Origin of the sequence: Klebsiella sp. HMSC25G12, assembly GCF_001807705.1 — a bacterium.
Classification (GTDB): Bacteria; Pseudomonadota; Gammaproteobacteria; order Enterobacterales; family Enterobacteriaceae; genus Klebsiella; species Klebsiella variicola.
The window spans coordinates 1-23947 of the sequence record NZ_KV789805.1; the positions used below are offsets into that span (position 1 = coordinate 1).

Sequence of the window (23947 nt, forward strand, 5' to 3'; positions counted from 1 at the left end):
AGAGAACCCAGCCTATGGCTGGGTTTTTGCTTTTCTGCGCCCTATATCTGTGGGTTTCTACCACGCCGTATCCTCTGTGCCATTAAGACCTATTCCCCATAGAATCTTTTCGAAAATACATTTTCAGATATCAGATAACACGCTGATTAAAATCGCCATTTTCTCGCCAAAAGCGGCTAAAAACGCCCTTTTCTGGCAATCGATCCACCCAGGTGGCTACCCTGCTTTCCCTCCAGATGGCCAAATAGCATCTTATATTCCATTTGACGCTAACAGGCAGAGAAATGTTCTTTAAATTACCGTTTTCACAGCTCTACCATGCAAAAATATCTTAAACGAGTGGGTAAATGGTTATGTCACTGTTTCATTCCGTGAGCGACCTGATCGGTCATACTCCCCTGCTCCAGTTGCACAAACTGGATACCGGCCCCTGCAGTCTGTTTTTAAAACTGGAAAATCAGAATCCCGGCGGGTCAATTAAAGATCGCGTTGCGCTGTCGATGATTAATGAAGCCGAGCGCCAGGGAAAACTGGCGCCCGGAGGAACGATAATCGAAGCCACCGCCGGCAACACCGGCCTCGGCCTGGCGCTGATCGCGGCGCAGAAAAATTACCGGCTGATCCTGGTGGTGCCGGACAAAATGAGCCGCGAGAAAATCTTTCACCTGCGGGCGCTGGGCGCGACGGTGCTGCTCACCCGTTCCGACGTCAATAAAGGCCACCCGGCCTATTATCAGGATTATGCCCGCCGCCTTGCCGATGAAACGCCGGGCGCCTTTTATATCGACCAGTTTAATAACGACGCCAATCCGCTGGCCCATGCCACCTCCACCGCGCCGGAGCTTTATCAGCAGCTGGAGGGCGACATTGACGCCGTCGTTGTCGGCGTCGGCTCCGGCGGCACGCTGGGCGGGCTTCAAGCCTGGTTTGCTGAACACTCGCCGAAAACGGAATTTATTCTCGCCGATCCGGCGGGTTCGATCCTTGCCGATCAGGTTGATACCGGTCGCTACGGCGAAACGGGATCCTGGCTGGTCGAAGGGATCGGCGAAGATTTTATCCCGCCTCTGGCCAGGCTGGAGGGGGTGCATACCGCGTATCGCGTCAGCGACAGCGAAGCGTTCCAGACTGCGCGCCAGCTGCTGCAGGTCGAGGGCGTGCTGGCCGGCTCTTCCACCGGCACCTTGCTCAGCGCCGCCCTGCGCTACTGCCGGGCACAAAGCCGTCCGAAACGGGTGGTGACCTTCGCCTGTGATAGCGGCAATAAATACCTGTCCAAAATGTTCAACGATGACTGGATGCGCCAGCAAGGACTGATCGCCCGGCCCGAACAGGGCGATCTCAGTGATTTTATCGCCCTGCGCCATGACGAAGGCGCCACCGTCACGGCCGCGCCGGACGACACCCTGGCCGCAGTCTTTACCCGCATGCGGCTGTATGACATCTCCCAGCTGCCGGTGCTGGAGGATGGCCACGTGGTCGGCATTGTCGATGAGTGGGATTTGATCCGCCACGTACAGGGCGATCGCCAACGCTTCTCCCTGCCGGTCAGCGAAGCGATGAGCCGCCATGTTGAAACTCTCGATAAGCGTGCGCCAGAGAGCGAACTGCAGGCTATTCTCGATCGCGGTCTGGTGGCGGTGATCGCTGACAACGCGCGTTTTCTTGGCCTGGTCACCCGCAGCGATGTACTAACCGCCTGGCGTAACCGAGTCGCACAATAAGGAATTTTTTTATGTCATCTATCCACACCCTGAGCGTACATAGCGGAACCTTCACCGACAGCCACGGCGCAGTGATGCCGCCGATTTACGCCACCTCCACTTTTGCTCAGCCGGCGCCGGGGCAGCATACCGGCTATGAATATTCCCGCAGCGGGAACCCTACCCGCCACGCGCTGGAGACGGCGATCGCCGACCTGGAAAACGGCACGCGCGGCTATGCGTTCGCCTCCGGGCTGGCCGCCATCTCCACCGTGCTGGAGCTGCTGGATAAGGACAGTCACCTGGTGGCGGTCGATGATGTGTATGGCGGCACTTACCGCCTGCTGGAAAACGTTCGCCGCCGTAGCGCTGGTCTGCAGGTGAGCTGGGTGAAACCCGACGACCTGAAGGGGATTGAAGCGGCGATCCGCCCCGATACGCGCATGATCTGGGTGGAAACGCCCACCAACCCGCTGCTGAAGCTGGCGGATCTCAGCGCCATCGCCGCCATCGCGCGACGCCATAACCTGATCAGCGTCGCCGATAACACCTTCGCCTCGCCGGCGATCCATCGCCCGCTGGAGCATGGATTTGATATTGTGGTGCACTCCGCGACCAAATACCTCAACGGCCATTCCGATGTCGTCGCCGGCCTGGCGGTGGTTGGCGATAACTCCGAGCTCGCGGAAAAGCTTGGCTATCTGCAGAATGCGGTAGGCGGGGTACTTGACCCGTTCAGCAGCTTCCTGACGCTACGTGGTATCCGTACCCTGGCGCTGCGGATGGAGCGCCACAGCGCGAACGCGCTGCAGCTCGCCGAATGGCTGGAACAGCAGCCGGAAGTGGAGCGAGTCTGGTTCCCCTGGCTGGCCTCGCACCCGCATCATCAGCTGGCGCGCCAGCAAATGGCGCTGCCCGGCGGCATGATTTCGGTGGTGGTGAAGGGCGATGAAGGTTACGCCGAGCGCATTATCAGCAAGCTGCGCTGGTTTACGCTTGCGGAGAGCCTGGGCGGCGTGGAGAGTCTGGTGAGCCAGCCGTTCAGCATGACCCATGCCTCGATCCCGCTGGAGAAACGTCTGGCGAATGGCATCACGCCCCAGCAGATCCGCCTGTCGGTGGGGATCGAAGATCCCAACGATCTGATTGCCGACTGGCAGCAGGCGCTGCGGGAGGAGTGATTATTCCGACGCGCGGGTCGTTGTCAGCACGTCGGCCATTCCCTGCTGAAGATGGGCGATAAACTGCGTCAGCTTTGGCAGGGGCCGACGATCCTGGCGCCAGAGCAGATGCACGGGTCTCGGCTGCGGGGTCCAGGCCTCCAGCACCCGCACCAGGCTGCCGCTGGTCAGCGCATCGGCCAGCAGCACCTCCGGCTGCATCAGCAGCCCGGCCCCGGCGATTGCCGCCTGGCGCAGCGCGTAACCATCATTGCAGCGTAAAATCGCATCGCGTTTCCAGCGCACTTCCCCCTCTATGCCCGGCAGTCGCCACTCATTGCGGGCGGTCCAGACCGTATGGGACAGGCAGAGATGATCGGCGAGATCCTCTGGCGTCCCGGGGGTCCCGTAACGCGCCAGATAAGCCGGCGCGGCGCAGATCACCATCCGATACGGCGCCAGATAGCGGGCCACCAGATCCTCCTGATGGATCTCGCCAATGCGGATCGCCAGATCGACCCCCTCATCCACCAGATCGACCATCCGGTTAGTCAGATCCAGTTCCACCCGGACCGCAGGCCAGGCCTGCAGGAAGGTGGCGGTCAGGGGCGCGATCACGCTGGCGCCAAACGAGGTGGGGGCGCTCACCCGCAGGGTGCCGGCGGGCGCCAGCCGCAGCCGCTCGACCGCGCTTTCGGCGATGGAGACCTGCTCCATCACCCGTTTCGCTTCGTCAAAATAGACCCGCCCGGCGTCGGTGAGGCTCTGGCGTCGGGTGTTACGCTCCAGCAGACGCGTCGCCAGCTGGCTTTCCAGCTGGGCGATATATTTCCCGACCATCACCGCCGACAGCCCCAGGCGCGACGCCGCCCCGGTAAAGCTGCCGCACTCCACCACGGCAATAAACGTCTCCATCCCTCGCAGCTTATCCATATTGCTAACCTCTGGTTAGTAATGTTCTAACTTTTAGCCAGTTTATCCGATATTCGTTTTATTAAAGAATAGCGTCTCACCTCATCAGGAGACAGCCATGAAAATTATCGTTATCGGTGCCAGCGGCACCATCGGTCGCGCGGTCAGCGAAGAGCTGAGCCAGAGACATGACGTTATCCGCGTCGGCCGCACCCGGGGAGATTATCAGGTGGATATCACCTCGCAGGAGAGCGTCGAGGCGCTATTTGCCCAAACGGGCGAAGTAGATGCGATTGTCTCCACCACCGGCAATCTGCACTTTGGGCCGTTAAGCACCATGACCGACAGTCAGTTCAACCTCGGGCTGCAGGACAAGCTGCTGGGGCAAATTCGCCTGGCGCTGATCGGGCAGCATTTCCTGCGTGACGGCGGGTCGATTACTCTGGTCAGCGGTATTGTCGCCCAGGAGCCCATTGCTCAGGGGGTCAATGCCACGACGGTCAACGCCGGTCTGGAAGGCTTTGTGCGCGCCGCCGCCTGCGAACTGCCACGCGGGATCCGCATCAATCTCATTAGCCCCACCGTGCTCAGCGAGTCGCTGGCGGCCTACGGCGACTTTTTCCCGGGCTTTGCCAGCGTCCCCGCCGCCGCCGTGGCGCAGGCCTATCGTCGCAGCATTGAAGGCGTTCAGACCGGCCGCATCTACCCGGTCGGCTACTAGCCTGTGCCGGCCCGCCGGGGCCGGCGCTTACATCAGGCCGTCATTGCAGGTACACTGACGGCTGATTGTCTCCGGCCAAAAAACTGATGTTGAAAAAATTACCTTTTATTATCCCGCTTTTGGCGCTTATCGCGCTGCTGGTCTGGTGGTTCACCCCGCATTACACCGCAGATGAAGAAGCCTACTACCGGGCAGTCTTTTGCATGATCGATCATGACGACAGCCGCCAGTTCCTCCACGATATGCAAAATATCGTCGAAGGGGGAAATTCGGACTATGCATTGCATAAAACCCATTACCTGCCGGCGCTGGGGCAGCGGATGCTGGACACCTGGCGCCAGCTCAGCGCGCAGGAGCAGCAAACACTGGGCGAAGATCGGCAGCGCTGTGGCGAGATATTGCGCGAAAAACAGCAGGGAAAATCATCCTGATGGGGGGCGAAATCGCAGTATATCTTCAGCGTCGAATGAGATTGTGCTGTTGGTAGCCAGATGACCGCCATAAAACACCCCGCTCTTGCGGGGCCGCGATATGACGTTTTTTTCTGCTGCGACATACTATAAAAAGTAGTTGATCTGGTACGAACTAACTCTTATTTTGCTTCTCAGTTTTCAAAATGAGATAAAACTGATGCCAGTCATTATTGCCAGTAGTATTAAAGAAGCCAACGCATTGATTAACTGTGGGAAATACAGGGAAATTATTCTCAACTTCGATATTGATGCCGATGACTTTTTCTCTCTCGCCAGCCATTCTGCTGGGACAAAAATCTCCATCTCCGACCGAAACGATCGCTCTCCGGTAAAATCAGAAAAATAATTAACCCGCGAGGGACATTTATGTGGTTGTTTATTGGCACCTTTGCGGTTGCTTTTCTCGCATCGCTGATGCTGGTCTGGCTGGATGACCGGATCGCCGAGACAGATTGACCCTGGCGCTGGACGCTAACGTCAGTTCCTCCCGCTCTCGCCGCGAAGGGCTGTGCGCCGTCGTTAAGCGGCGCACAGCAGAGTCATTACAGGGAGGCCGCCAGCCGCTCAACGGCCGTCAGCAACCCGGCCTCAGACACCGTGGAGTAGGAGAGACGCAGAGTACGGGTATCCGGCTTATCGTGATAGAACGCTTCGCCAGGAACGTAGACTACGCCGTTTTCCAGCGTTTTCTTCATCCATTCCATGGTATCGAACGGATAGCGGAAACGCGCCCACAGGAACATGCCCCCCTGCGGGCGGCTGAATTCCAGGTGCTCGCCAAGGCGGCTTTCCAGCGCGTCGGCCAGTGCCACACACTTCTTGCGGTAGTCTTCGCGAATCAACGCGATCTGGTTCTCCAGCCGGTTCATGCCGAGGTACTCCGCGGTGATCACCTGCGACAGCATATTGGTATGCAGATCCGCCGCCTGCTTGACGATCACCGTCTGCTGCGCCAGCCAGTCCGGCATCACGACCCAGCCGATGCGCATCCCCGGCGCGAGGATCTTCGAAAAGGTCGAGGTGTAGACCACCTGATCTTCACAGCCCAGCTCAACCGCGTGCTGATAGAGCGGGCGTCGAACGGCGTCAGTGAAGCTAATTTCGCCATAGGGATCGTCTTCCAGAATGACGAAGTCATATTTTTTCGCCAGTTCAACCAGGCGACGACGACGCGTCTCGCTCAGCGTTTTGCCGCCGGGGTTGCCGAACGTCGGCACCAGATAAACGGCTTTGACGCGGGTGGTCTCCAGCAGGTCGGCCAGTTGCTCCACCAGCATCCCGTCATCATCGGTGTCGACACTGAGAATATTGGCCTGCGCCAGCTGAAACACCTGCAGCGCCGCCAGATAGGTGGGACGTTCAACGACGATAGTGTCACCTGGATCGAGCAGCGTACGAGCAACGATATCCAGCGATTGCTGCGAGCCGGAGGTGATATAGACCTGAGCGGGAGAACAGGTCACGCCACGGGAGTGACAGATTTCACTCACCGCCTGACGTAGCGGCGGGTAGCCCTCCGTCAGACCGTACTGGAATGCGTCATGAAAACGTTCGCTCATCACCTTCTGCACCGCCAGCTCCAGGCCTTCGGTATCAAACAATTCCGGGGCCGGAATGCCGCCGCCAAGCGAGATCACGCCGGGCAGTTTACTGTGCTTGAGAAGTTCGCGGACGGCGGAGGGCTTGAGTTCACCCGCGCGGGCGGCGAGACGCCGATCGTGCATACTATTTTCCTTTTCTGTCTTGTTGTTGTGTTAATTATCTTCGCTTCGTTGCAGGTGTTCCCCGGCGGCGCTGACCATGCCGGGGCTATCCTTTTCTGTACGTTGTCACCCGGACAGGGGTATGCCGCTACCCGGGTTTCGCACGTCATGCTTTGTCTTTCAAAACGATTAACGGCTCGATATCGCTCTCTTTTTTCACCACCAGCGACGAATCGCCGCGCAGGCAGGTACCGCCGTAGTTACCGCCGACGGTAAATGTGCACACCTGAATGTACTTACCGTCCACTTTCGGCAGGCACCACAGCTGCTGGTAGATATTCTTGCGATCGACAAACTGGCCGCTGGTCTTATCCAGAACCTCATCCTGAGGACCGATCAAATCGATATTGTTCCCGCAGCGTCCGGAAATGGGCTTCACGGCATAGCCGGTTTTCGCCAGCTCGTCGTTAACCACAAAATCGGTATCCAGCAGATAGCGATGATGCGGGAACAGCGACCACAGCACCGGCAGAATCGCTTTGTTACCCGGGATCACCGTCCACAGGGGTTCGAATACCAATACTTCAGGACGCAGCAGGACGTCAATCAGCCGCACCTCATTCTGCGGATGTCCGGTACGAATCGGCACCGCCGCGTACTCATCGGCGCTGACTTCGCGCACCTGCTCAATGGCGGTTTCCCATGCCCAGGTTTTCCAGACGCAGTTGACCAGCCGCCCGTCAGCGTCAATCAGCTGGCCGGCAGCGTCCCAGCGCAGCTCATCAAGGCCAAAGAGAATTTTGCTCTCAAAACCGGCCTGGGTCAGCGAACGCTGGATAAATTTCGCGTGGTAATTCTCTTCCAGATCCTTGTCCTGCATGATGTGGACGAAGGGCCGCGCCCGGCTGTGTTTCCACGCCCCCGCCAGCTCATCGAGCAGACCTTCCGCCGGATTGTGGCCGGTGCCGTAGTAGCCCTGCTTCAGCCACTGTTCAAGGATCAGCCCGCCTTCGGTATGGCAGGAGGCGGAGTCGGCATTGTACTCGTACACCTTCAGCCCGCGCTCGTCCATGCAGAAATCCATGCGCCCGGTGATCATATGATGACGACGGCGCTGCCAGGAGAGACGCAGACGCGGCCAGAGGATTTTCGGGATATCAAACAGCGCCAGCAGGTTATCATCCTTCATCACCTTATCGGTGGCGTGCAGATACATCAGGTGCAGCTCGTTAGTGGCTTTGATCAGCTCCTGTTCGGCGCTTTCGCTGATGGTGAAATACTGGTAGGGATCCTGGTTGATGAAATGGCCGTTGGCCGCCACGTAGGCTTTCTGCAGCGGATCTTTCTCGTTCAGCCATTTGCCGCGGAACTGGCCGTTGTTCGGCAGCCGCGCGCCTTTGATCGCCATCGCCTCGCCCGGCAGCACCGGCTGCGGCAGGCTGTGTTCGGTATCGGCGGTCTGGATCATCCAGCCTAAAATTTCGGTATCGGTAAAGGTATCTTTGATGGTGTACCGGCCGGCGTTGACCTCGAGGGTCAGCTCGCGGGTCCACTGCTGGCCCTGCGGCAGCGGCGAGTGAATGACGTTCTGCTCGGCGATACGCACTTTATTGCCGACAAGCTGGGTGATCACCGCGACGTGGCCGGTGTGCTTAAACTCGCCTCCCTTCTGCCAGATCAGTAACGAACCGGCGATGGGCGGACGGCGGGAACCGTTGGCGAAGGCCTGCAGCGGCAAAATATTGTCATTGACCACTTCACGCAGGAAACGCAGGGAGAAGATTTCATATGCCATCCCCACATCGGTAAAGACAAACCCGTAGGTCAGGAACAGAAAGCGGCGTGCAAACTCGACGCACTGCCATTTATGCCCCATATACTCATTGCCGATGTAGCTGCGAAACGTCGCGTCATCCGGGTAGTCCTGCGGATTTAAGCTACTGTAATTCGATGAATAAATCGCCACGCCGCCGGGCGCATAGCCTAACAATGTCCCAAACGGGGCGTCACTACTTGTCGATCCTTTGCTCATTTAGCCTGACCTCAAATTAATGCAGCCCGGGCAGTTGGCGAAACAAAACTCCCTCTTCTTATCCTGCCGCAGGCACTTACCAGACAGAGGTGTAACGATGATACCACTCATTCGTTTCGCTAATCGTGCCGTTAAGGAAAATAACCCTGCAGCCGGAAACAAAAGTGATATCGTTATCGGTGATATAACAAAAAAACAACGCAACATCAGGAGTCGACAATGAGCACACCCTCGCATCTGAATGCCCAACCGCTGGTCTGGGGACACGGCCCGCGGACGTTTGAGGTGTTCCTTGAGCCCACCTGCCCCTACTCTGTCCGCGCGTTTAATAAGCTCGACGACCTGCTTGATGAGGTCGGCGCCGATAACGTCACCATCAAGATACGCCTGCAGTCGCAGCCGTGGCATCTGTTCTCCGGGGTGATTGTCCGCTGCATCCTCGCCGCGTCCACCCTGCCGCACGGCAGAGAGCAGGCGCATAAGGTGATGCAGGCCGTGGCCGACCATCGGGAAGAGTTTGAGTTTACCGATCACTGCAGCGGGCCGAACATGAACGCCACGCCGCAGCAAATCATTGAACGCATTGAACGTTACAGTCACGTGCTGCTGGGGGCCGCCTTTGCCCGCCCGGAGCTGCAGGACGTGATCAAGTGGCACAGTAAATACGCCCGTCAGAACGGCATTCACGTCTCGCCGACCTTTATGGTCAATGGCCTGGTGCAGCCGGATCTGGGCAGCGGTGATGATGTCAGCGTGTGGGCTGCGCGGATTATGGCCTGAGGTCACCTGCTACACTTTTTGTACATCCACGAAAAAGGCAAACCAGCATGTCAGAGCAAAACTACCAGCCACCCAAAGTGTGGGAATGGAAGCAAAACAGCGGCGGCGCGTTCGCCAATATCAACCGTCCCGTTTCCGGCGCGACCCATGAACGCGTCCTGCCGGTCGGTACCCATCCGCTCCAGCTATACTCACTGGGCACGCCCAACGGCCAGAAGGTGACCATCATGCTGGAGGAGCTGCTGGCGCTGGGCGTCAGCGGCGCGGAGTACGACGCCTGGCTAATACGCATTGGCGAAGGCGATCAGTTTTCCAGCGGCTTTGTCGATATCAACCCGAACTCGAAGATCCCGGCCCTCAGCGACCACTCCACCACGCCGCCGACCCGGGTATTTGAGTCCGGCAACATTCTTCTCTATCTGGCGGAAAAATTTGGCTTCTTCCTGCCAAAAGATCCTGCCGGCCGCACCGAAACCCTCAACTGGCTGTTCTGGCTGCAGGGCGCGGCGCCATTCCTCGGCGGCGGCTTCGGCCACTTCTATAACTATGCGCCGGTGAAGATCGAGTACGCGATCGACCGCTTTACGATGGAAGCCAAACGCCAGCTCGACGTGCTGGACAAACAGCTCGCCCGCGGTCGCTATGTGGCCGGCGAGGAGTACACCATCGCCGATATGGCTGTCTGGCCGTGGTATGGCAACGTAGTGCTGGGCAATGTCTATAACGCGGCGGAGTTCCTCGACGCCGGGAGCTATAAAAACGTGCTGCGCTGGGCGCAGGATGTCGGCAACCGCCCGGCCGTCAAGCGCGGACGCATCGTCAACCGCACCAACGGCCCGCTCAATGAGCAGCTACATGAGCGCCACGACGCCCGCGACTTTGACACCCAAACGGAAGATAAGCGCCAGGCGTAAGGTCTTCACCCTTTCCCGCTGACGGGAAAGGGTTCCCACCACAGGACGGCTCCGCCTGCGAAGCCGTCCTGTTTAGCTTTCCAGCCGATAGCCCGCCAGAAAATAGCGCATCGCCATACCCGACCCACCTTCTTTGAAGAAATCCATCAACCTATCTCTGTCAAGGCCATAGCGACGGGTCAGGATCCCCGCCTCCCACGCGCTGAGCTGACGGTCGCCGGTTTTTTCAAACATGCGGTGCGAGTAGCCGAGCACAAACCCGCGTTTATAGTCGGCGCAAAAATTCGCCGCATGCGCGGCGGTGTCAGCATAGGATGCCTGTAGCCCCGCCATTAAGCCTTTGCCAAAATGATTTTCCATCGCGCCCTCCCAATCGCTGTATAATAAATTATATAGCGTTTTTTTGAGCGAGCGGTAGCGCTATTTATGTCGTTTGCGCTAGCGTAAATACTTCTCAAACCATGCCAGCGTGCGTTGCCAGGCCAGATCAGCCGCAGCCCGATCGTAGCGCGGCGTGGAATCATTATGAAAGCCGTGATTCACGCCCTGATAGAGATAGGCCTCGTAGACTTTATGGTGTTCCTTCAACGCCTGTTCATAGGCGGGCCAGCCTTCATTAATGCCGCTATCGAGGCCGGCATAGTGCAGCAGCAGCGGCGCTTTAATTTTATCGACCTCCTTCAGCGGCGGCTGGCGGCCGTAAAACGGCACCGCGCAGGCTAGCTCCGGGATCGCCACCGCCGCCGCGTTGCTGACGCCGCCGCCGTAACAAAACCCGGTGATACCGACCTTCCCCGTCGCCTGTGGATGCTTCGCCATAAACGCGACCGCCGCAAAAAAATCATTCATCAGCTTCACGGGATCGACTTTCTGCTGGAGCGCGCGGCCTTCATCATCATTCCCCGGATAGCCGCCGACGGCGCTCAGGCCATCAGGCGCCAGCGCGATATATCCCGCTTTCGCGACCCGCCGGGCTACGTCTTCAATGTAGGGATTGAGGCCTCGGTTCTCATGTACCACCACAACGGCGGGCGCTTTGTCGGCTATTTTCGTCGGCGTCACCAGGTAAGCCCGCACTTCGCCGTGGCCGTCAGGAGAGGGATAATGAATATACTCCGGACGGATATCCGGATCGGTGAACAGTACCTGCTCTGCCAGGGCATAGTCGGGCTTCAGCAGATTAAACAGCGCCAGCGCGGTCATCCCGCCGACAGTATATTTCCCCGCCAGCTGGAGAAACTCGCGTTTGCTGATTTTGCCGTGGGCATAGTAGTCATAATACTCGAGCAGCTGCTGCGGGAAATCTTTGGCCGTTAATCGCGTCATCACCTTGCCTCCGTTGTTAAGCGCCCTTTAAGCAAAGCAGAAGCCCGGACATACGCCAGCGCAGAGAAGCAGAAACGGGGGAGAAAAAAGCCCAGCGGCTAACACCGCCGGGAGAGAAGAGATCAGTGTTTCACTTTGTTCAGACGATCGAGATAGCCCATCACAAAGGCCGAAAGGACGAAGGTCAGGTGGATAATCACGTACCACATCAGCTTGTTGTCCGGCACGTTTTTCGCATCCATAAACACCCGCAGCAGGTGGATAGAGGAGATCGCCACAATTGACGCCGCGACTTTATTCTTCAGAGAGGTGGCGTCCATTTTACCGAGCCAGCTCAGCTTCTCTTTCCCTTCATTGATATCCAGCTGCGACACGAAATTCTCATAGCCCGAGAACATCACCATCACCAGCAGGCCACCCACCAGGGTCATGTCCACCAGCGACAGCAGCGTCAGGATCAATTCCGACTCGCTGACGCTGAAGATATGCGGCAGAACGTGGACGATCTCCTGAAAAAATTTGATGGTCAGCGCGACCAGTCCCAGCGAAAGGCCAAAATAAACCGGTGCCAGCAGCCAGCGCGAAGTGTACATAGCGTTTTCCAGAAAGCGTTCCATATAATCCTGTTAGTTAACAAAAAGAAGCGACATTATATCTCAGACAGATAACGTGATGGCAACGCCAGGCCAACACATCGCCGGCAGACGGCCATAAAAAAGGCCGGCGCGCGGCCAGCCTTTTCAGGAACAGAATCGGGTTATTTGGCTTTGACGGTCTCTTCGCCCACCAGCCCGATCTTGAGATAGCCCGCCTGATGCAGGGTATCCATCACTTTCATCATCGTCTCGTAATCGACGGTTTTATCCGCGCGGAAGAAGACGGTGGTATCTTTTTTGCCGGCGGTCAGGCTATCCAGGGCGTTAATCATATTCGCTTCGGTAATCGGGTCGTTGCCGAGGAACATGCTCTTATCCGCCTTCACCGACAGATAAATGGGTTTTTCCGGTCGCGGTTGCGGCTGGCTGGAGGAGGCCGGCAGATTCACCTTCACGTCAACCGTCGCCAGCGGCGCAGCCACCATAAAGATAATCAGCAGAACCAGCATGACGTCGATAAACGGCGTCACGTTGATCTCATGCATTTCGCCGTTATCGTCCAGATTTTCATTAAGACGCATCGCCATAGCCGATCAACCTACCCGTAATTTCTGCGCGCTACGCACCGGCTTCACACCGCTGGCGCTGAGGTCCAGGTCGCGACTTTGCAGCAGCAGCACCTGAGCGGCGACGTCGCCGAGCGAGGCCTTGTAGCTGCCAATCATGCGGGCAAAGATGTTATAGATGACCACCGCCGGGATGGCGGCGAACAGGCCGATGGCCGTCGCCAGCAGCGCTTCCGCGATGCCCGGCGCTACCACCGCAAGGTTGGTAGTCTGCGTCTGGGCGATACCGATAAAGCTGTTCATGATGCCCCAGACGGTCCCGAACAGACCCACGAACGGCGAAATGGCGCCGATGGTGGCCAGATAACCATTGCCGCGCCCCATATGGCGACCGACCGCCGCGACGCGGCGCTCAAGGCGAAAACCGGTTCGTTCCTTGATGCCTTCATTGTCTTCGGCACCGGCAGAGAGTTCGAGTTCGTTCTGTGCTTCATTGATAAGCTGGGTGGTCAGGCTCTTCGCCTCAAAGGCGCTGGCGATATCGCTGGCCTGATCGAGAGAGCGGGCTTCCGCCAGCTGCTGCTGTTCACGTTTGAGGCGTCGCTTGCTGGCGAGGATTTCCGCCCCTTTGCCGAAAAAGATGGCCCAGGTGACGACCGACGCCAGAATCAGGCCAATCATCACCACCTTAACGACAATATCGGCATGATGATACATACCCCAAACGGAGAGATCCGCCTGCATCAAATTATTACCCACGCTCTATCTCCACGACGATAATCACAAAACCTGCCCACAATAATATCAAAACGACATCGAATTGATAGTGGTTCTCATTAGTATTTACACTGTGCAGCAAATCACGTTTATTTTCCTTGCGCTCACGCAGTAAAAAAGCGGCTTAGCGCGGGCCTGGTAAAATTTTCGCCTGTATCGGCGCCGCACTGGTACAGAAAAGAAGATTCATGCTAGTTTAGACGTCCAGACGTATAAAAACAGGTTCATCAACATGGCTGATAAACATCTTGATACCGCGCTGGTCAACGCCGGGCGGAGCAAAAAATATACCCAGGGCTCAGTGAACAGCGTGATCCAGCGCGCGTCATCGCTGGTTTTCGACACCGTAGAGGCCAAAAAGCACGCCACCCGCAATCGGGCCAACGGCGAGCTGTTCTACGGGCGTCGCGGCACCCTGACCCACTTCTCGCTGCAGGAAGCGATGTGCGAGCTGGAAGGCGGCGCCGGCTGCGCCCTCTTCCCCTGTGGCGCGGCCGCGGTGGCCAACACCATCCTGGCGTTCGTCGAACAGGGCGACCATGTGCTGATGACCAATACCGCCTATGAGCCAAGCCAGGATTTTTGTACCAAAATTCTCGCTAAACTCGGCGTCGCCACCAGCTGGTTCGATCCCCTCATTGGCGCCGATATTGCCCAACTTATTCGGCCGGAGACCCGCGTGGTGTTCCTTGAATCGCCTGGCTCCATCACCATGGAAGTGCATGATGTGCCAGCGATTGTCGCCGCCGTGCGTCAGGTCGCGCCGGAAGCGATTATCATGATCGATAACACCTGGGCGGCGGGGATCCTGTTCAAAGCGCTGGATTTTGGCATCGATATTTCTATTCAGGCAGGCACCAAATACCTGATCGGCCATTCCGACGCCATGGTCGGCACTGCGGTGGCGAACGCGCGCTGCTGGCCGCAGCTGCGTGAGAATGCCTATCTGATGGGACAAATGCTGGACGCCGATACCGCCTATATGACCAGCCGCGGCCTGCGCACCCTGGGCGTGCGCCTGCGTCAGCATCATGAAAGCAGCCTGCGCATCGCCGAGTGGCTGGCGCAGCATCCGCAGGTGGCGCGGGTCAACCACCCCGCCCTGCCCGGCAGTAAAGGCCATGAGTTCTGGAAGCGCGATTTTACCGGCAGCAGCGGGCTGTTCTCGTTTGTACTCAACAAGCGCCTCAATGATGCCGAACTGGCCGAGTACCTCGACAATTTCAGCCTGTTCAGCATGGCCTACTCGTGGGGCGGCTTTGAATCGCTGATTCTGGCCAATCAGCCGGAGCAAATCGCTCACATCCGACCGGATGCGGAAGTCGACTTCAGCGGCACGTTGATCCGTTTGCACATTGGTCTCGAAAATGTTGACGATCTGCAGGCGGATTTAGCAGCGGGCTTCGCGCGTATCGTGTAAAGTGACAGTCAGTGGCAACAATAGCGGACGCTTTTTAGCAAAGCGGCCGCTTTTGTTGCGCCCGGGATCAAGGTGCTCGGGTCTCTTCAGGAGTACACTAGTCAACAATACGGTACCACTTAGGAAAGTCCATGGTTGTCATTCAAGAGATTGTCGCCGCGTTGTGGCAACATGATTTTGCCGCATTGGCGAACCCTCACGTTGTGGGCGTTGTATATCTGGTTATGTTCGCCACCCTGTTTCTGGAAAACGGGCTGCTGCCCGCGTCCTTTTTACCGGGGGACAGCCTGCTGCTGCTCGCCGGCGCGCTGATTGCTAAAGGCGTCATGGACTTTGTGCCCACTATCGCCATTCTGACCGCCGCCGCCAGCCTCGGCTGCTGGTTGAGCTATGTGCAAGGGCGCTGGCTGGGCAATACGCAAACGGTGAAAGGCTGGCTGGCGCATCTGCCGCACAAGTACCATCAGCGCGCCACCTGTATGTTTGATCGCCACGGCCTGCTGGCGCTGCTCGCGGGCCGCTTTCTGGCATTTGTCCGCACCCTGCTGCCAACCATGGCGGGGATTTCCGGCCTGCCGAACCGCCGCTTTCAGTTCTTCAACTGGCTGAGCGCCCTGCTGTGGGTTGGCGTGGTCACGGGTCTCGGCTATGCACTGAGCATGATCCCGTTTGTGAAGCGCCATGAAGATCAGGTCATGACCTGCCTGATGATCCTGCCGATTGCTCTGCTGCTGGCGGGCCTGCTCGGCACGCTGTTCGTGGTGATCAAAAAGAAATACTGCAGCGCCTGACGGCCACCTGCCGGGGGGCCTGCGCCCGCCCGGCTTGCCCTTCCCGATATTACATGCCCTGCATCGTGCGAATTCGTGCGGCATCTTCCCCGGGCGTCATACCGAAGTAGCGCTTAAACTCGCGGCTGAACTGCGAAGGACTTTCATACCCCACCCGCATCGCCGCCGCGCTGGCCTTCATGCCGTCATGGATCATCAGCATACGCGCCTTGTGCAAACGGTAGGTTTTCAGATACTGCAGCGGTGAAGTACTGGTCACCGATTTAAAATTATGGTGAAACGCCGAGACGCTCATATTCGCCTCTGCCGCCAGCCGATCGACGCTCAGGTTTTCGGTGTACTGGCTCTCGATGTGTTTCAGCACGCGACTTATCAAACTGAAATGGGTCTGTCGGCTGACCAACGCCAGCAGTGCGCCGCCGCAGGGGCCCGTCAGCACATAGTAGAGGATTTCACGGATAATCTGCTTGCCAAGAATGCGCGCGTCCAGCGGACGATCCATGACGTCGAGCAGCCGTTCGGCAGCGCATAAAATATCTTCGGAAAGCACTGCCGAATTTATTCCGCTGGAGGCGACGGCGGGCTGAAACAGCGGATCCTCGCCAATATCCATCAGCAGCTCCTGCAGTTGCAGGATATCGACGTTCAGACGCATCCCGGCGAGGGGCACCTCCGGGGTGGCAAAGGTTTCGCATTCGAAGGGCAGCGGCACGGTCAGCAGCAGATATTCATTTGTGTCGTAGCGAAAAGTCCGCTCATTGATATAACCAATTTTATGGCCGGAAAAGAGAAAAACGATCCCCGGCTGATACATCACCGGCGTCCGGGTACCCGGCTGCGTCCCATACAGCAGGCGGACGTCAGGCAGCAGCGAACTTAACAGTTCGTGCTTATCTTTCAGCTGGTTAATCTTCTCTGTCAATATCTGGCATATCTGTGCGTGTTGCATTGCCACCGCCTCTCCCGATGTTTCTTCACCCATACATTGTGCGCAGGCTGGCGAGAATTCTCCAGCCACATGGAGAAATAGGCAAGACATCGGCAGAAATGTGCATTGAGGGTCAACGGCGCCAGGACCACAATAACCGTCATCTGGCAGCGGTATCGTCCCTGTCGGCGGTTTTACTCTTTTGAGGACACTAGTAATGAATAATTTTGACCTGCATACCCCAACCCGCATTCTGTTTGGCAAAGGCGCGATTGAAAAGCTGCGTGAACAGATCCCGGCGGAGGCTCGCGTACTGATCACCTACGGCGGCGGCAGCGTGAAAAAAACGGGCGTCCTGGATCAGGTACTCACCGCCCTGAATGGCCTGGATGTCCTTGAATTTGGCGGCATCGAGCCGAACCCATCTTACGAAACTCTGATGAACGCCGTGAAGCTCGCCCGTGAAGAGAAGGTCACCTTCCTGCTGGCGGTCGGCGGCGGTTCAGTACTGGATGGCACCAAGTTCATCGCCGCGGCGGCCCATTACGACGCCGCTATCGATCCATGGGAAATTCTGGAAACTTACGGCAGTAAGATCGCCAGCGCCATTCCAATGGGTTCGGTTCTGACTCTGCCAGCGACCGGTTCTGAATCAAACAAAGGGGCGGTGATTTCGCGGAAAACCACCGGCGACAAACGCGCGTTTATGTCTTCGCACGTCCAGCCACAGTTCGCGATCCTCGACCCGGTTTACACCTACACTCTGCCACCGCGCCAGGTCGCCAACGGCGTGGTTGACGCCTTCGTCCATACCGTTGAACAGTACGTCACCTACCCGGTTGACGGCAAAATTCAGGACCGTTTCGCCGAAGGCATTCTGCTGACGCTGGTGGAAGATGGCCCGAAAGCGCTGCAGGAGCCAGAGAACTACGACGTGCGCGCTAATATTATGTGGGCGGCGACTCAGGCGCTGAACGGTCTTATCGGCGCTGGCGTACCGCAGGACTGGGCGACCCATATGCTCGGCCACGAACTGACGGCGATGCATGGTCTGGATCACGCCCAGACGCTGGCTATCGTGCTGCCGGCGCTGTGGAATGAGAAACGCGATACCAAGCGCGCGAAGCTGCTGCAGTATGCCGAGCGCGTATGGAATATCACCGAGGGCTCCGAAGAACAGCGTATCGATGCCGCTATTGCCGCAACCCGTAGTTTCTTCGAGCAGATGGGGGTGCCGACCCGCCTCTCCGATTACGGTCTCGACGGTAGCTCCATCCCGGCGCTGCTGGCGAAACTGGAAGAGCACGGCATGACCAAACTGGGCGAACATCAGGATATCACCCTGGACGTCAGCCGCCGTATTTACGAGGCTGCTCGCTAATTTAACCCCGCCTGATTCACCTCTCCTTACGTTAAACAAACGTCGGGGAGAGGTGTTTTTACTACCGTTTTTAGCTATTTCGTCCAGACTTAATGCTACCCCTCGGCGGATTCTGCCTCGCCGAGTTCATTAACAGGAGGAAGGCATGACACATCCAACCGTTATAAAACTACACGACGGCAACCTGATGCCGCAGCTGGGTCTCGGCGTGTGGAAAGCTGGCAACGAGGAAGTCGTCTCCGCCATTCATAAGGCGCTGGAAGTCGGTTATCGCTCTTTTGACACCGCCGCCGCGTACCAAAATGAGGCCGGCGTCGGCAACGCGCTGCACAGCGCAGGCGTCAATCGCGATGAGCTGTTCATCACCACCAAGCTGTGGAACGACGATCAAAAACGGCCGCACGAGGCGCTGAAAGAGAGCCTCAGCAAGCTGAAGCTCGACTATGTGGATCTCTACTTAATCCACTGGCCGGTGCCGGCGATCGGCCATTACGTCGAAGCCTGGCAGGCGCTGATCGAGCTGCAGCAGCAGGGGCTGGCGAAAAGCATCGGCGTGTGTAATTTCCAGGTCCCGCATCTGCAGAAGCTGATTGATGAAACCGGCGTCGCACCGGTGATCAACCAGATTGAGCTCCATCCGCTGCTGCAGCAGCGTCAACTGCATGCCTGGAACGCCACCCACAAGATCCAGACAGAATCCTGGAGCCCGCTGGCCCAGGGCGGTAAAGGGGTGTTCGATCAGAAAGTCATCCACCAGCTCGCCGATAAGTACGGCAAAACGCCGGCGCAAATCGTCATCCGCTGGCATCTTGATAGCGGTCTGGTGGTGATCCCGAAATCAGTGACGCCGTCGCGTATCGCGGAAAACTTTAACGTCTGGGATTTCCGTCTCGACAAAGACGAACTCAGCGAAATCGCGAAGCTGGACCAGGGCAAGCGTTTAGGGCCCGATCCGGATCAGTTTGGCGGCTAACATATAAAAAAGCCGGATAGCGCTGACGCCTATCCGGCTCTCCAACTGGCCCGGTCAGCAAAGCGCTACCGGGCACAACGTCAGGCTTAACGCCCGGCGACTTTACCGCGTTTGACCGGTTTTTTCGCCGTCGTTTCACCGTTAGAACGCTGATGTACAATCGGCGTGTGCTTGGTCAGCGCCGGACGGGTATGGCGGTTCTGGCGACGCGCTTCGCGCATCTCATCCAGCGTCGGGGCAGGCACCAGGCAGTCGCGGCGTGAGCCAATCAGGTGCTTTTTACCCATCGCCTCCAGCGCCTGACGGATCAGCGGCCAGTTTGCCGGATCGTGATAGCGCAGCAGCGCTTTATGCAGACGGCGCTGTTTATCGCCCTTCGGCACCACCACCTCTTCGCTCTTATAGCCAATCTTGCCCAGCGGGTTCTTGCCGGTGTAATACATGGTGGTCGAGTTCGCCAGCGGCGACGGATAGAAGTTCTGCACCTGGTCGAGACGGAAGCGATGTTTCTTCAGCCACAGCGCCAGGTTCACCATATCTTCATCGCGGGTTCCCGGATGGGCGGAGATAAAGTACGGGATCAGATACTGTTCTTTACCCGCCTGCTTCGAATAGGTATCAAACAGCTCTTTAAAGCGGTCGTAGCTGCCCATCCCCGGCTTCATCATCTTCGACAGCGGCCCCTCTTCGGTATGCTCCGGGGCGATCTTCAGATAGCCGCCGACGTGGTGGGTCGCCAGCTCTTTGATATAGCGCGGATCTTCGACGGCGATGTCATAGCGTACGCCAGAGGCAATGAGGATCTTCTTAATGCCCTTCAGCTCACGGGCGCGACGGTAAAGATTGATCGTCGGCTCATGGTTGGTATCCATGTGCGGGCAGATATCCGGGTAGACGCAGGAGAGACGGCGGCAGGTCTGCTCGGCGCGTGGCGATTTGCAGCGCAGCATATACATGTTGGCCGTTGGTCCGCCGAGATCGGAGATCACCCCGGTAAAGCCGGGCACCGTGTCGCGAATGGCTTCGATTTCATTAATGATCGAATCTTCTGAACGGCTCTGGATAATGCGCCCTTCGTGCTCGGTGATTGAGCAGAACGAACAGCCGCCGAAGCAGCCGCGCATGATGTTGATCGAGAAACGGATCATCTCATACGCCGGGATACGCGCGTCGCCGTAAGCAGGATGCGGCACACGCTTGTAAGGCAGCGCGAAGACGCTGTCCATCTCTTCAGTCGAGAGCGGGATTGCCGGCGGGTTGATCCAGATATAGCGTTCGCCATGCTTTTGCATCAGCGCCCGGGCGCAGCCGGGGTTGGTTTCATGGTGCAGAATACGCGAAGCGTGAGCGTACAGGACCTTATCGCCTTTCACCTTCTCGAAGGAAGGCAGCAGCACATAGGTCTTTTCCCACGGTTTGGGCCGCGGCGGCTGCACGGTGATGCTTTTGGCTTCCTGCTTATTCGGCGCAACCGGCTTGTTATCGGCACACGGCAGATCCTCACCGTACGGATGCGGGATCGGGTCAATTTTGCCAGGCGTATCCAGGCGGGTGGAATCGACGCCGCTCCAGCCCGGCAGCGCCTCTTTCACCATGATGGCGGTATTGCGCACATCGCGGATCTGGTCGATGGTTTCGCCCATCGCCAGGCGATGCGCGACTTCCACCAGCGGACGCTCGCCGTTGCCGAACATCAGCATATCGGCCTTGGAGTCCACCAGCACCGAGCGGCGCACGGTATCGGACCAGTAATCATAATGCGCGGTACGGCGCAGGCTGGCCTCGATGCCGCCGAGGATCACCGGCACGTCTTTCCACGCCTCTTTACAGCGCTGGGTGTAGACCAGGGTGGCGCGGTCCGGGCGTTTACCCGCCACGTTGCCGGCGGTGTAAGCATCGTCATGGCGCAGCTTACGGTCGGCGGTGTAGCGGTTGATCATCGAGTCCATATTGCCCGCGGTCACGCCGAAGAACAGGTTCGGCTTACCCAGGCGCATAAAGTCGTCTTTGCTGTTCCAGTCCGGTTGGGAAATGATCCCCACCCGGAACCCCTGCGCTTCCAGCATACGGCCGCAGATGGCCATCCCGAAGCTCGGGTGGTCGACGTAGGCGTCGCCGGTCACCAGAATAATGTCGCAGCTATCCCAGCCAAGTTGGTCCATCTCTTCACGCGACATCGGTAAAAATGGCGCAGGGCCAAAACAGGCAGCCCAGTATTGCGGCCAGGAAAAAAGGTCACGATCCGGTTGGATCAGGGATATTGCGCTCATATTGCTTCCGGGGGAAATGATAAAAAAATAACCAAAAGGGCGTGGATTATAAGCCGGAATGATAGTGGAAATGAAGGAGGATTTTCTCAAACCCTGACCGTGTTCCGGCCAGGGTTGAAGAGATTACGGCGCGGGATTCACCAGCATCTGGCCGATCGAGCCGCGGTCGGCAAGCTCCAGCGTCTGGCTCAGATACTGGAACGGGAAGTGCGGCCACGACGGCTGAGCATAGTAGACCAGCAGTTCAACCTGCCCGTCGACCCACACGGTGTCCTTCCAGCCGCGATCTTCCGGGAAGGGCGACGAGCCGTTGACGTTACGGATCTGGAACATCACCCCTTCAATATGGAACGACTGCGGGCGGTCGGCGCGCACCGTCCAGCGCTCCCAGGTCCCCTGTTGCGCCGTGATATCGATACGCTGCGGATCCCACAGCTGGCCGTTGATGCCCGGATCGTCGCCAAGGGTGATATCCCGGCTGCGGATCGGCGTGCCGGAGAGCAGTTCGGTCGGCAGCAGACGCACCGGCAGACTGTCGGTGACCAGCGGCAGCAGCCCGGTCGGCCGCAGGGTCAACACCAGCGTGGAGACCAGGATGCTTGACGGTTCAAAAAAGCCGCGGATACGGTCGACAATACTCGCCGCTTCACCGCAGGTAATGGACACTTCATCGCCGTTGGTCATATCGACCAGAATTTCACGCCGTTCCCCCGGCCCCAGCGACAGCTGCTTGAGCGAGACCGGCGCCGGCAGGAACCCCTGGTCGCCGGAAATCACATGCAGCAGTCGGCCATCGCTCATCTGCAGCTGATAGCGCCGGGAGTTGGAGGCGTTCAGCAGGCGCAGGCGCACCCAGCCGCGCGACACTTCGACATAGGGGCTCTGCACGCCGTTAACCAGCAGCGTATCGCCAACGAAGCCGCCGCTCCCCGGTTCGCTATATTCCGGCGTGCCGAAGTTATCCAGCCGCTTGTCCTGAATAATCACCGGGAAGTCATCAACGCCGTAGTGGTTAGGGATTGGCAGGTTCTTGCTGACCTCATCTTCCACCAGCCACATGCCGGCCAGGCCGTTGTATACCTGCTTCGCCATCCGGTTCGGCGTGTTGGCCTGATACCACAAGGTGGCAGCGCTCTGGCGGATAGGCAGCACCGGCGCCCAGTCGGCGTTCGGCGACATCATACGCGCCGCGCCGCCGATCAGCGGGCCAGGCACCTGCAGACCGCGGATGGTCATCGCGACATTCTCAGTCAGACGGTTGCTGTAGATAAGCTTGACGTCGTCCCCGCTCCAGACGCGGATCGTCGGCCCCATGTAGCGGCCATTGATCCCCCAGACGGGGGCGCGAGTGCCTGGCGTAAACGACCAGTGCGAACGCTGCAGCGTCAGAAACAGCGGCTGACCGCGACGCGATTCCAGCAGCGGCGGAACCGGCAGCGCAAGCTGCTGGCCGGCGGCATGGGCTTTCAGCGGCGCGGCGCCAGCGCACAGCGCTACGCCGGAAGCCTTAATAAACTGACGCCGACTGAGTGACATATTAACTCCATGACATACTGACAAATGAAAAAGGGAATTCGTTTCCCGCCAGCAATACGCGCGCGTTGGCGGCGTTTCCTGTCTTATGACTTTTTAGCCGCTTCGCGCGCGGCCACTTCGTTGTCCAGCTCAGCAATTTTGGCGGCCATCAGCTCGCGGCAATGCGTCGCCAGCGCGCGCACGTTGTCTTTACCGAACTGGCTGGTATCCACCGGCGGCAGCATCTCAACAATCACCAGACCGTTGTTCCAGCGGTTGAGCTTAATTTTGTTCGATGTGTTGGACACGCACACCGGAATAATCGGCACTCCGGCGGCGATCGCCGCGTGAAAGGCGCCGGTTTTAAAAGGCAGCAGGCCGCGGCCGCGACTGCGGGTCCCTTCCGGGAACATCCAGAACGAAATTTTACGCTTTTTAAAGGCATTCACCACTTCAGCAATGGTGCCATGCGCTTTGGTTCGGTTATTACGGTCAATCAGCAGGTTGCCCGTCAGCCAGTAGAGCTGGCCAAAGAACGGGATCCACAGCAGGCTTTTTTTACCTACGGTGACCGTCGGCGGCTGCACGATGTTCGACGCCGTCACCATATCATAGTTGTTCTGGTGGTTAGCGATGTAGATCGCGTTGCCATAGCTTTCCGCATCAGCAGGTTTGCGCAGTTCCACCTTCAGGCCAAATACCGGAGATAAGCGGCCAAACAGATGGCCGAAAGTGGCAACATGTTTTGGATTACGCGGGCTGAACAAGCAGTACAGACAGCCAAGTATGCACACCACGATGCAATAAATGACCACGAAAATTACTCGAAAAATGAATAGCATAGCTACCTCTAAAACCCAAACCGCTTAGAATTATTCGCTGCTGACAGAAGGCAGGCTCATCAGTTCTGCGCAGGCCGGGACCGTTCTTCCTGGGTCCCTGGTGATGGACATTGTTAATCGCAACGCCTGAATAAACAACGATTTTGCGGCATTTTTTCGCCTCC

25 protein-coding genes are annotated in these 23947 nt (G+C 58.0%); 12 read left to right on the top strand and 13 right to left on the bottom strand.

The genetic code is table 11. The features are described from left to right. The 3 genes from HMPREF3096_RS31165 to HMPREF3096_RS03390 all read left to right on the top strand — a co-directional run. A partial coding sequence (locus HMPREF3096_RS31165; RefSeq protein WP_218069935.1) for a hypothetical protein occupies positions 1–295 on the top strand: 295 nt, incomplete at its 5' end. Positions 296–347: 52 nt separating this feature from the next. Beyond that, the gene (locus HMPREF3096_RS03385; RefSeq protein ID WP_012967222.1) at positions 348–1724 is read left to right on the top strand and encodes a pyridoxal-phosphate dependent enzyme; all 1377 of its coding nucleotides are present in this window, start codon (positions 348–350) and stop codon (positions 1722–1724) included. An 11-nt stretch (positions 1725–1735) separates the two neighbouring features. Further along, the gene (locus tag HMPREF3096_RS03390) at positions 1736–2884 is read left to right on the top strand and encodes a trans-sulfuration enzyme family protein (RefSeq protein ID WP_023340727.1); all 1149 of its coding nucleotides are present in this window, start codon (positions 1736–1738) and stop codon (positions 2882–2884) included. Here the strand turns inward: HMPREF3096_RS03390 and HMPREF3096_RS03395 are convergent, their stop codons facing one another. Further along, positions 2885–3796: a LysR family transcriptional regulator gene (locus tag HMPREF3096_RS03395; RefSeq protein WP_032731252.1), complete on the bottom strand. Its 912-nt coding sequence runs from the start codon at positions 3794–3796 to the stop codon at positions 2885–2887. It abuts the gene before it with no gap. Positions 3797–3893: 97 nt separating this feature from the next. On the opposite strand from HMPREF3096_RS03395, the gene HMPREF3096_RS03400 reads away from it, so the two are divergent. The 3 genes from HMPREF3096_RS03400 to HMPREF3096_RS03410 all read left to right on the top strand — a co-directional run bounded on the left by HMPREF3096_RS03400 (position 3894) and on the right by HMPREF3096_RS03410 (position 5315). Then, a complete protein-coding gene (locus tag HMPREF3096_RS03400; protein ID WP_012540553.1) occupies positions 3894–4496 on the top strand; it encodes a short chain dehydrogenase in 603 nt (200 codons plus the stop codon). A gap of 86 nt (positions 4497–4582) precedes the next feature. Continuing rightward, entirely contained in the window at positions 4583–4927 is a 345-nt protein-coding gene (locus HMPREF3096_RS03405; protein WP_012540552.1) for a hypothetical protein, read from the top strand. 199 nt (positions 4928–5126) lie between these two features. Next, positions 5127–5315, top strand: a complete 189-nt coding sequence (locus tag HMPREF3096_RS03410; protein ID WP_032731253.1) for a hypothetical protein — start codon at positions 5127–5129, stop codon at positions 5313–5315. Between the two features lie 196 nt (positions 5316–5511). Here the strand turns inward: HMPREF3096_RS03410 and HMPREF3096_RS03415 are convergent, their stop codons facing one another. The 3 genes from HMPREF3096_RS03415 to HMPREF3096_RS30770 all read right to left on the bottom strand — a co-directional run bounded on the left by HMPREF3096_RS03415 (position 5512) and on the right by HMPREF3096_RS30770 (position 8903). Then, positions 5512–6693, bottom strand: a complete 1182-nt coding sequence (locus tag HMPREF3096_RS03415; RefSeq protein WP_008806493.1) for an aminotransferase-like domain-containing protein — start codon at positions 6691–6693, stop codon at positions 5512–5514. Between the two features lie 145 nt (positions 6694–6838). Then, positions 6839–8704, bottom strand: coding sequence for a bifunctional glutathionylspermidine amidase/synthase (gss, locus tag HMPREF3096_RS03420; RefSeq protein ID WP_008806494.1), 1866 nt, complete (start codon positions 8702–8704; stop codon positions 6839–6841). A 76-nt stretch (positions 8705–8780) separates the two neighbouring features. After that, positions 8781–8903, bottom strand: coding sequence for a hypothetical protein (locus HMPREF3096_RS30770; RefSeq protein ID WP_004217169.1), 123 nt, complete (start codon positions 8901–8903; stop codon positions 8781–8783). Between the two features lie 20 nt (positions 8904–8923). Here HMPREF3096_RS30770 and HMPREF3096_RS03425 point away from each other — a divergent pair, with 20 nt between their 5' ends. Then, entirely contained in the window at positions 8924–9484 is a 561-nt protein-coding gene (locus HMPREF3096_RS03425) for a DsbA family protein (protein ID WP_004150918.1), read from the top strand. Positions 9485–9531: 47 nt separating this feature from the next. Then, positions 9532–10398: a glutathione-dependent disulfide-bond oxidoreductase gene (gene yghU, locus HMPREF3096_RS03430; RefSeq protein WP_008806496.1), complete on the top strand. Its 867-nt coding sequence runs from the start codon at positions 9532–9534 to the stop codon at positions 10396–10398. Positions 10399–10470: 72 nt separating this feature from the next. Here the strand turns inward: yghU and HMPREF3096_RS03435 are convergent, their stop codons facing one another. The 5 genes from HMPREF3096_RS03435 to exbB all read right to left on the bottom strand — a co-directional run bounded on the left by HMPREF3096_RS03435 (position 10471) and on the right by exbB (position 13645). Continuing rightward, positions 10471–10758, bottom strand: a complete 288-nt coding sequence (locus HMPREF3096_RS03435; protein ID WP_032731255.1) for a DUF2623 family protein — start codon at positions 10756–10758, stop codon at positions 10471–10473. A 78-nt stretch (positions 10759–10836) separates the two neighbouring features. Further along, the gene (gene yghX / locus HMPREF3096_RS03440) at positions 10837–11724 is read right to left on the bottom strand and encodes a YghX family hydrolase (protein ID WP_023298222.1); all 888 of its coding nucleotides are present in this window, start codon (positions 11722–11724) and stop codon (positions 10837–10839) included. Positions 11725–11846: 122 nt separating this feature from the next. Continuing rightward, positions 11847–12341 carry a TIGR00645 family protein gene (locus tag HMPREF3096_RS03445; RefSeq protein WP_008806498.1) on the bottom strand — a complete coding sequence of 165 codons (495 nt, stop codon included), beginning with the start codon at positions 12339–12341 and terminating at the stop codon, positions 11847–11849. Positions 12342–12481: 140 nt separating this feature from the next. Next, the gene (exbD, locus tag HMPREF3096_RS03450) at positions 12482–12907 is read right to left on the bottom strand and encodes a TonB system transport protein ExbD (RefSeq protein WP_012967219.1); all 426 of its coding nucleotides are present in this window, start codon (positions 12905–12907) and stop codon (positions 12482–12484) included. 6 nt (positions 12908–12913) lie between these two features. Beyond that, a complete protein-coding gene (exbB, locus tag HMPREF3096_RS03455; protein ID WP_004174395.1) occupies positions 12914–13645 on the bottom strand; it encodes a tol-pal system-associated acyl-CoA thioesterase in 732 nt (243 codons plus the stop codon). Positions 13646–13895: 250 nt separating this feature from the next. Here exbB and metC point away from each other — a divergent pair, with 250 nt between their 5' ends. Further along, entirely contained in the window at positions 13896–15083 is a 1188-nt protein-coding gene (metC, locus tag HMPREF3096_RS03460; protein WP_008806499.1) for a cystathionine beta-lyase, read from the top strand. Positions 15084–15214: 131 nt separating this feature from the next. After that, the gene (gene yghB / locus HMPREF3096_RS03465; RefSeq protein WP_004205217.1) at positions 15215–15874 is read left to right on the top strand and encodes a DedA family general envelope maintenance protein YghB; all 660 of its coding nucleotides are present in this window, start codon (positions 15215–15217) and stop codon (positions 15872–15874) included. Between the two features lie 49 nt (positions 15875–15923). Here yghB and HMPREF3096_RS03470 read toward each other — a convergent pair whose 3' ends face one another. Then, the gene (locus HMPREF3096_RS03470; protein ID WP_012967218.1) at positions 15924–16823 is read right to left on the bottom strand and encodes an AraC family transcriptional regulator; all 900 of its coding nucleotides are present in this window, start codon (positions 16821–16823) and stop codon (positions 15924–15926) included. Between the two features lie 196 nt (positions 16824–17019). Here HMPREF3096_RS03470 and yqhD point away from each other — a divergent pair, with 196 nt between their 5' ends. Beyond that, the gene (gene yqhD / locus HMPREF3096_RS03475) at positions 17020–18183 is read left to right on the top strand and encodes an alcohol dehydrogenase (RefSeq protein WP_008806500.1); all 1164 of its coding nucleotides are present in this window, start codon (positions 17020–17022) and stop codon (positions 18181–18183) included. 145 nt (positions 18184–18328) lie between these two features. Beyond that, complete coding sequence (gene dkgA, locus HMPREF3096_RS03480; protein ID WP_008806502.1) at positions 18329–19156, top strand: 2,5-didehydrogluconate reductase DkgA; 828 nt, start codon at positions 18329–18331, stop codon at positions 19154–19156. An 86-nt stretch (positions 19157–19242) separates the two neighbouring features. On the opposite strand, the gene HMPREF3096_RS03485 is transcribed toward dkgA, so the two are convergent. The 3 genes from HMPREF3096_RS03485 to plsC all read right to left on the bottom strand — a co-directional run bounded on the left by HMPREF3096_RS03485 (position 19243) and on the right by plsC (position 23783). Continuing rightward, positions 19243–21516, bottom strand: a complete 2274-nt coding sequence (locus HMPREF3096_RS03485; protein ID WP_162822796.1) for a YgiQ family radical SAM protein — start codon at positions 21514–21516, stop codon at positions 19243–19245. 33 nt (positions 21517–21549) lie between these two features. Beyond that, positions 21550–22962 (bottom strand): cell division protein FtsP, encoded by a 1413-nt coding sequence (gene ftsP, locus HMPREF3096_RS03490; RefSeq protein WP_008806504.1) that lies wholly within the window; start codon positions 22960–22962, stop codon positions 21550–21552. 83 nt (positions 22963–23045) lie between these two features. Beyond that, positions 23046–23783, bottom strand: a complete 738-nt coding sequence (gene plsC, locus HMPREF3096_RS03495; RefSeq protein ID WP_008806505.1) for a 1-acylglycerol-3-phosphate O-acyltransferase — start codon at positions 23781–23783, stop codon at positions 23046–23048. Positions 23784–23947: the final 164 nt, after the last annotated feature.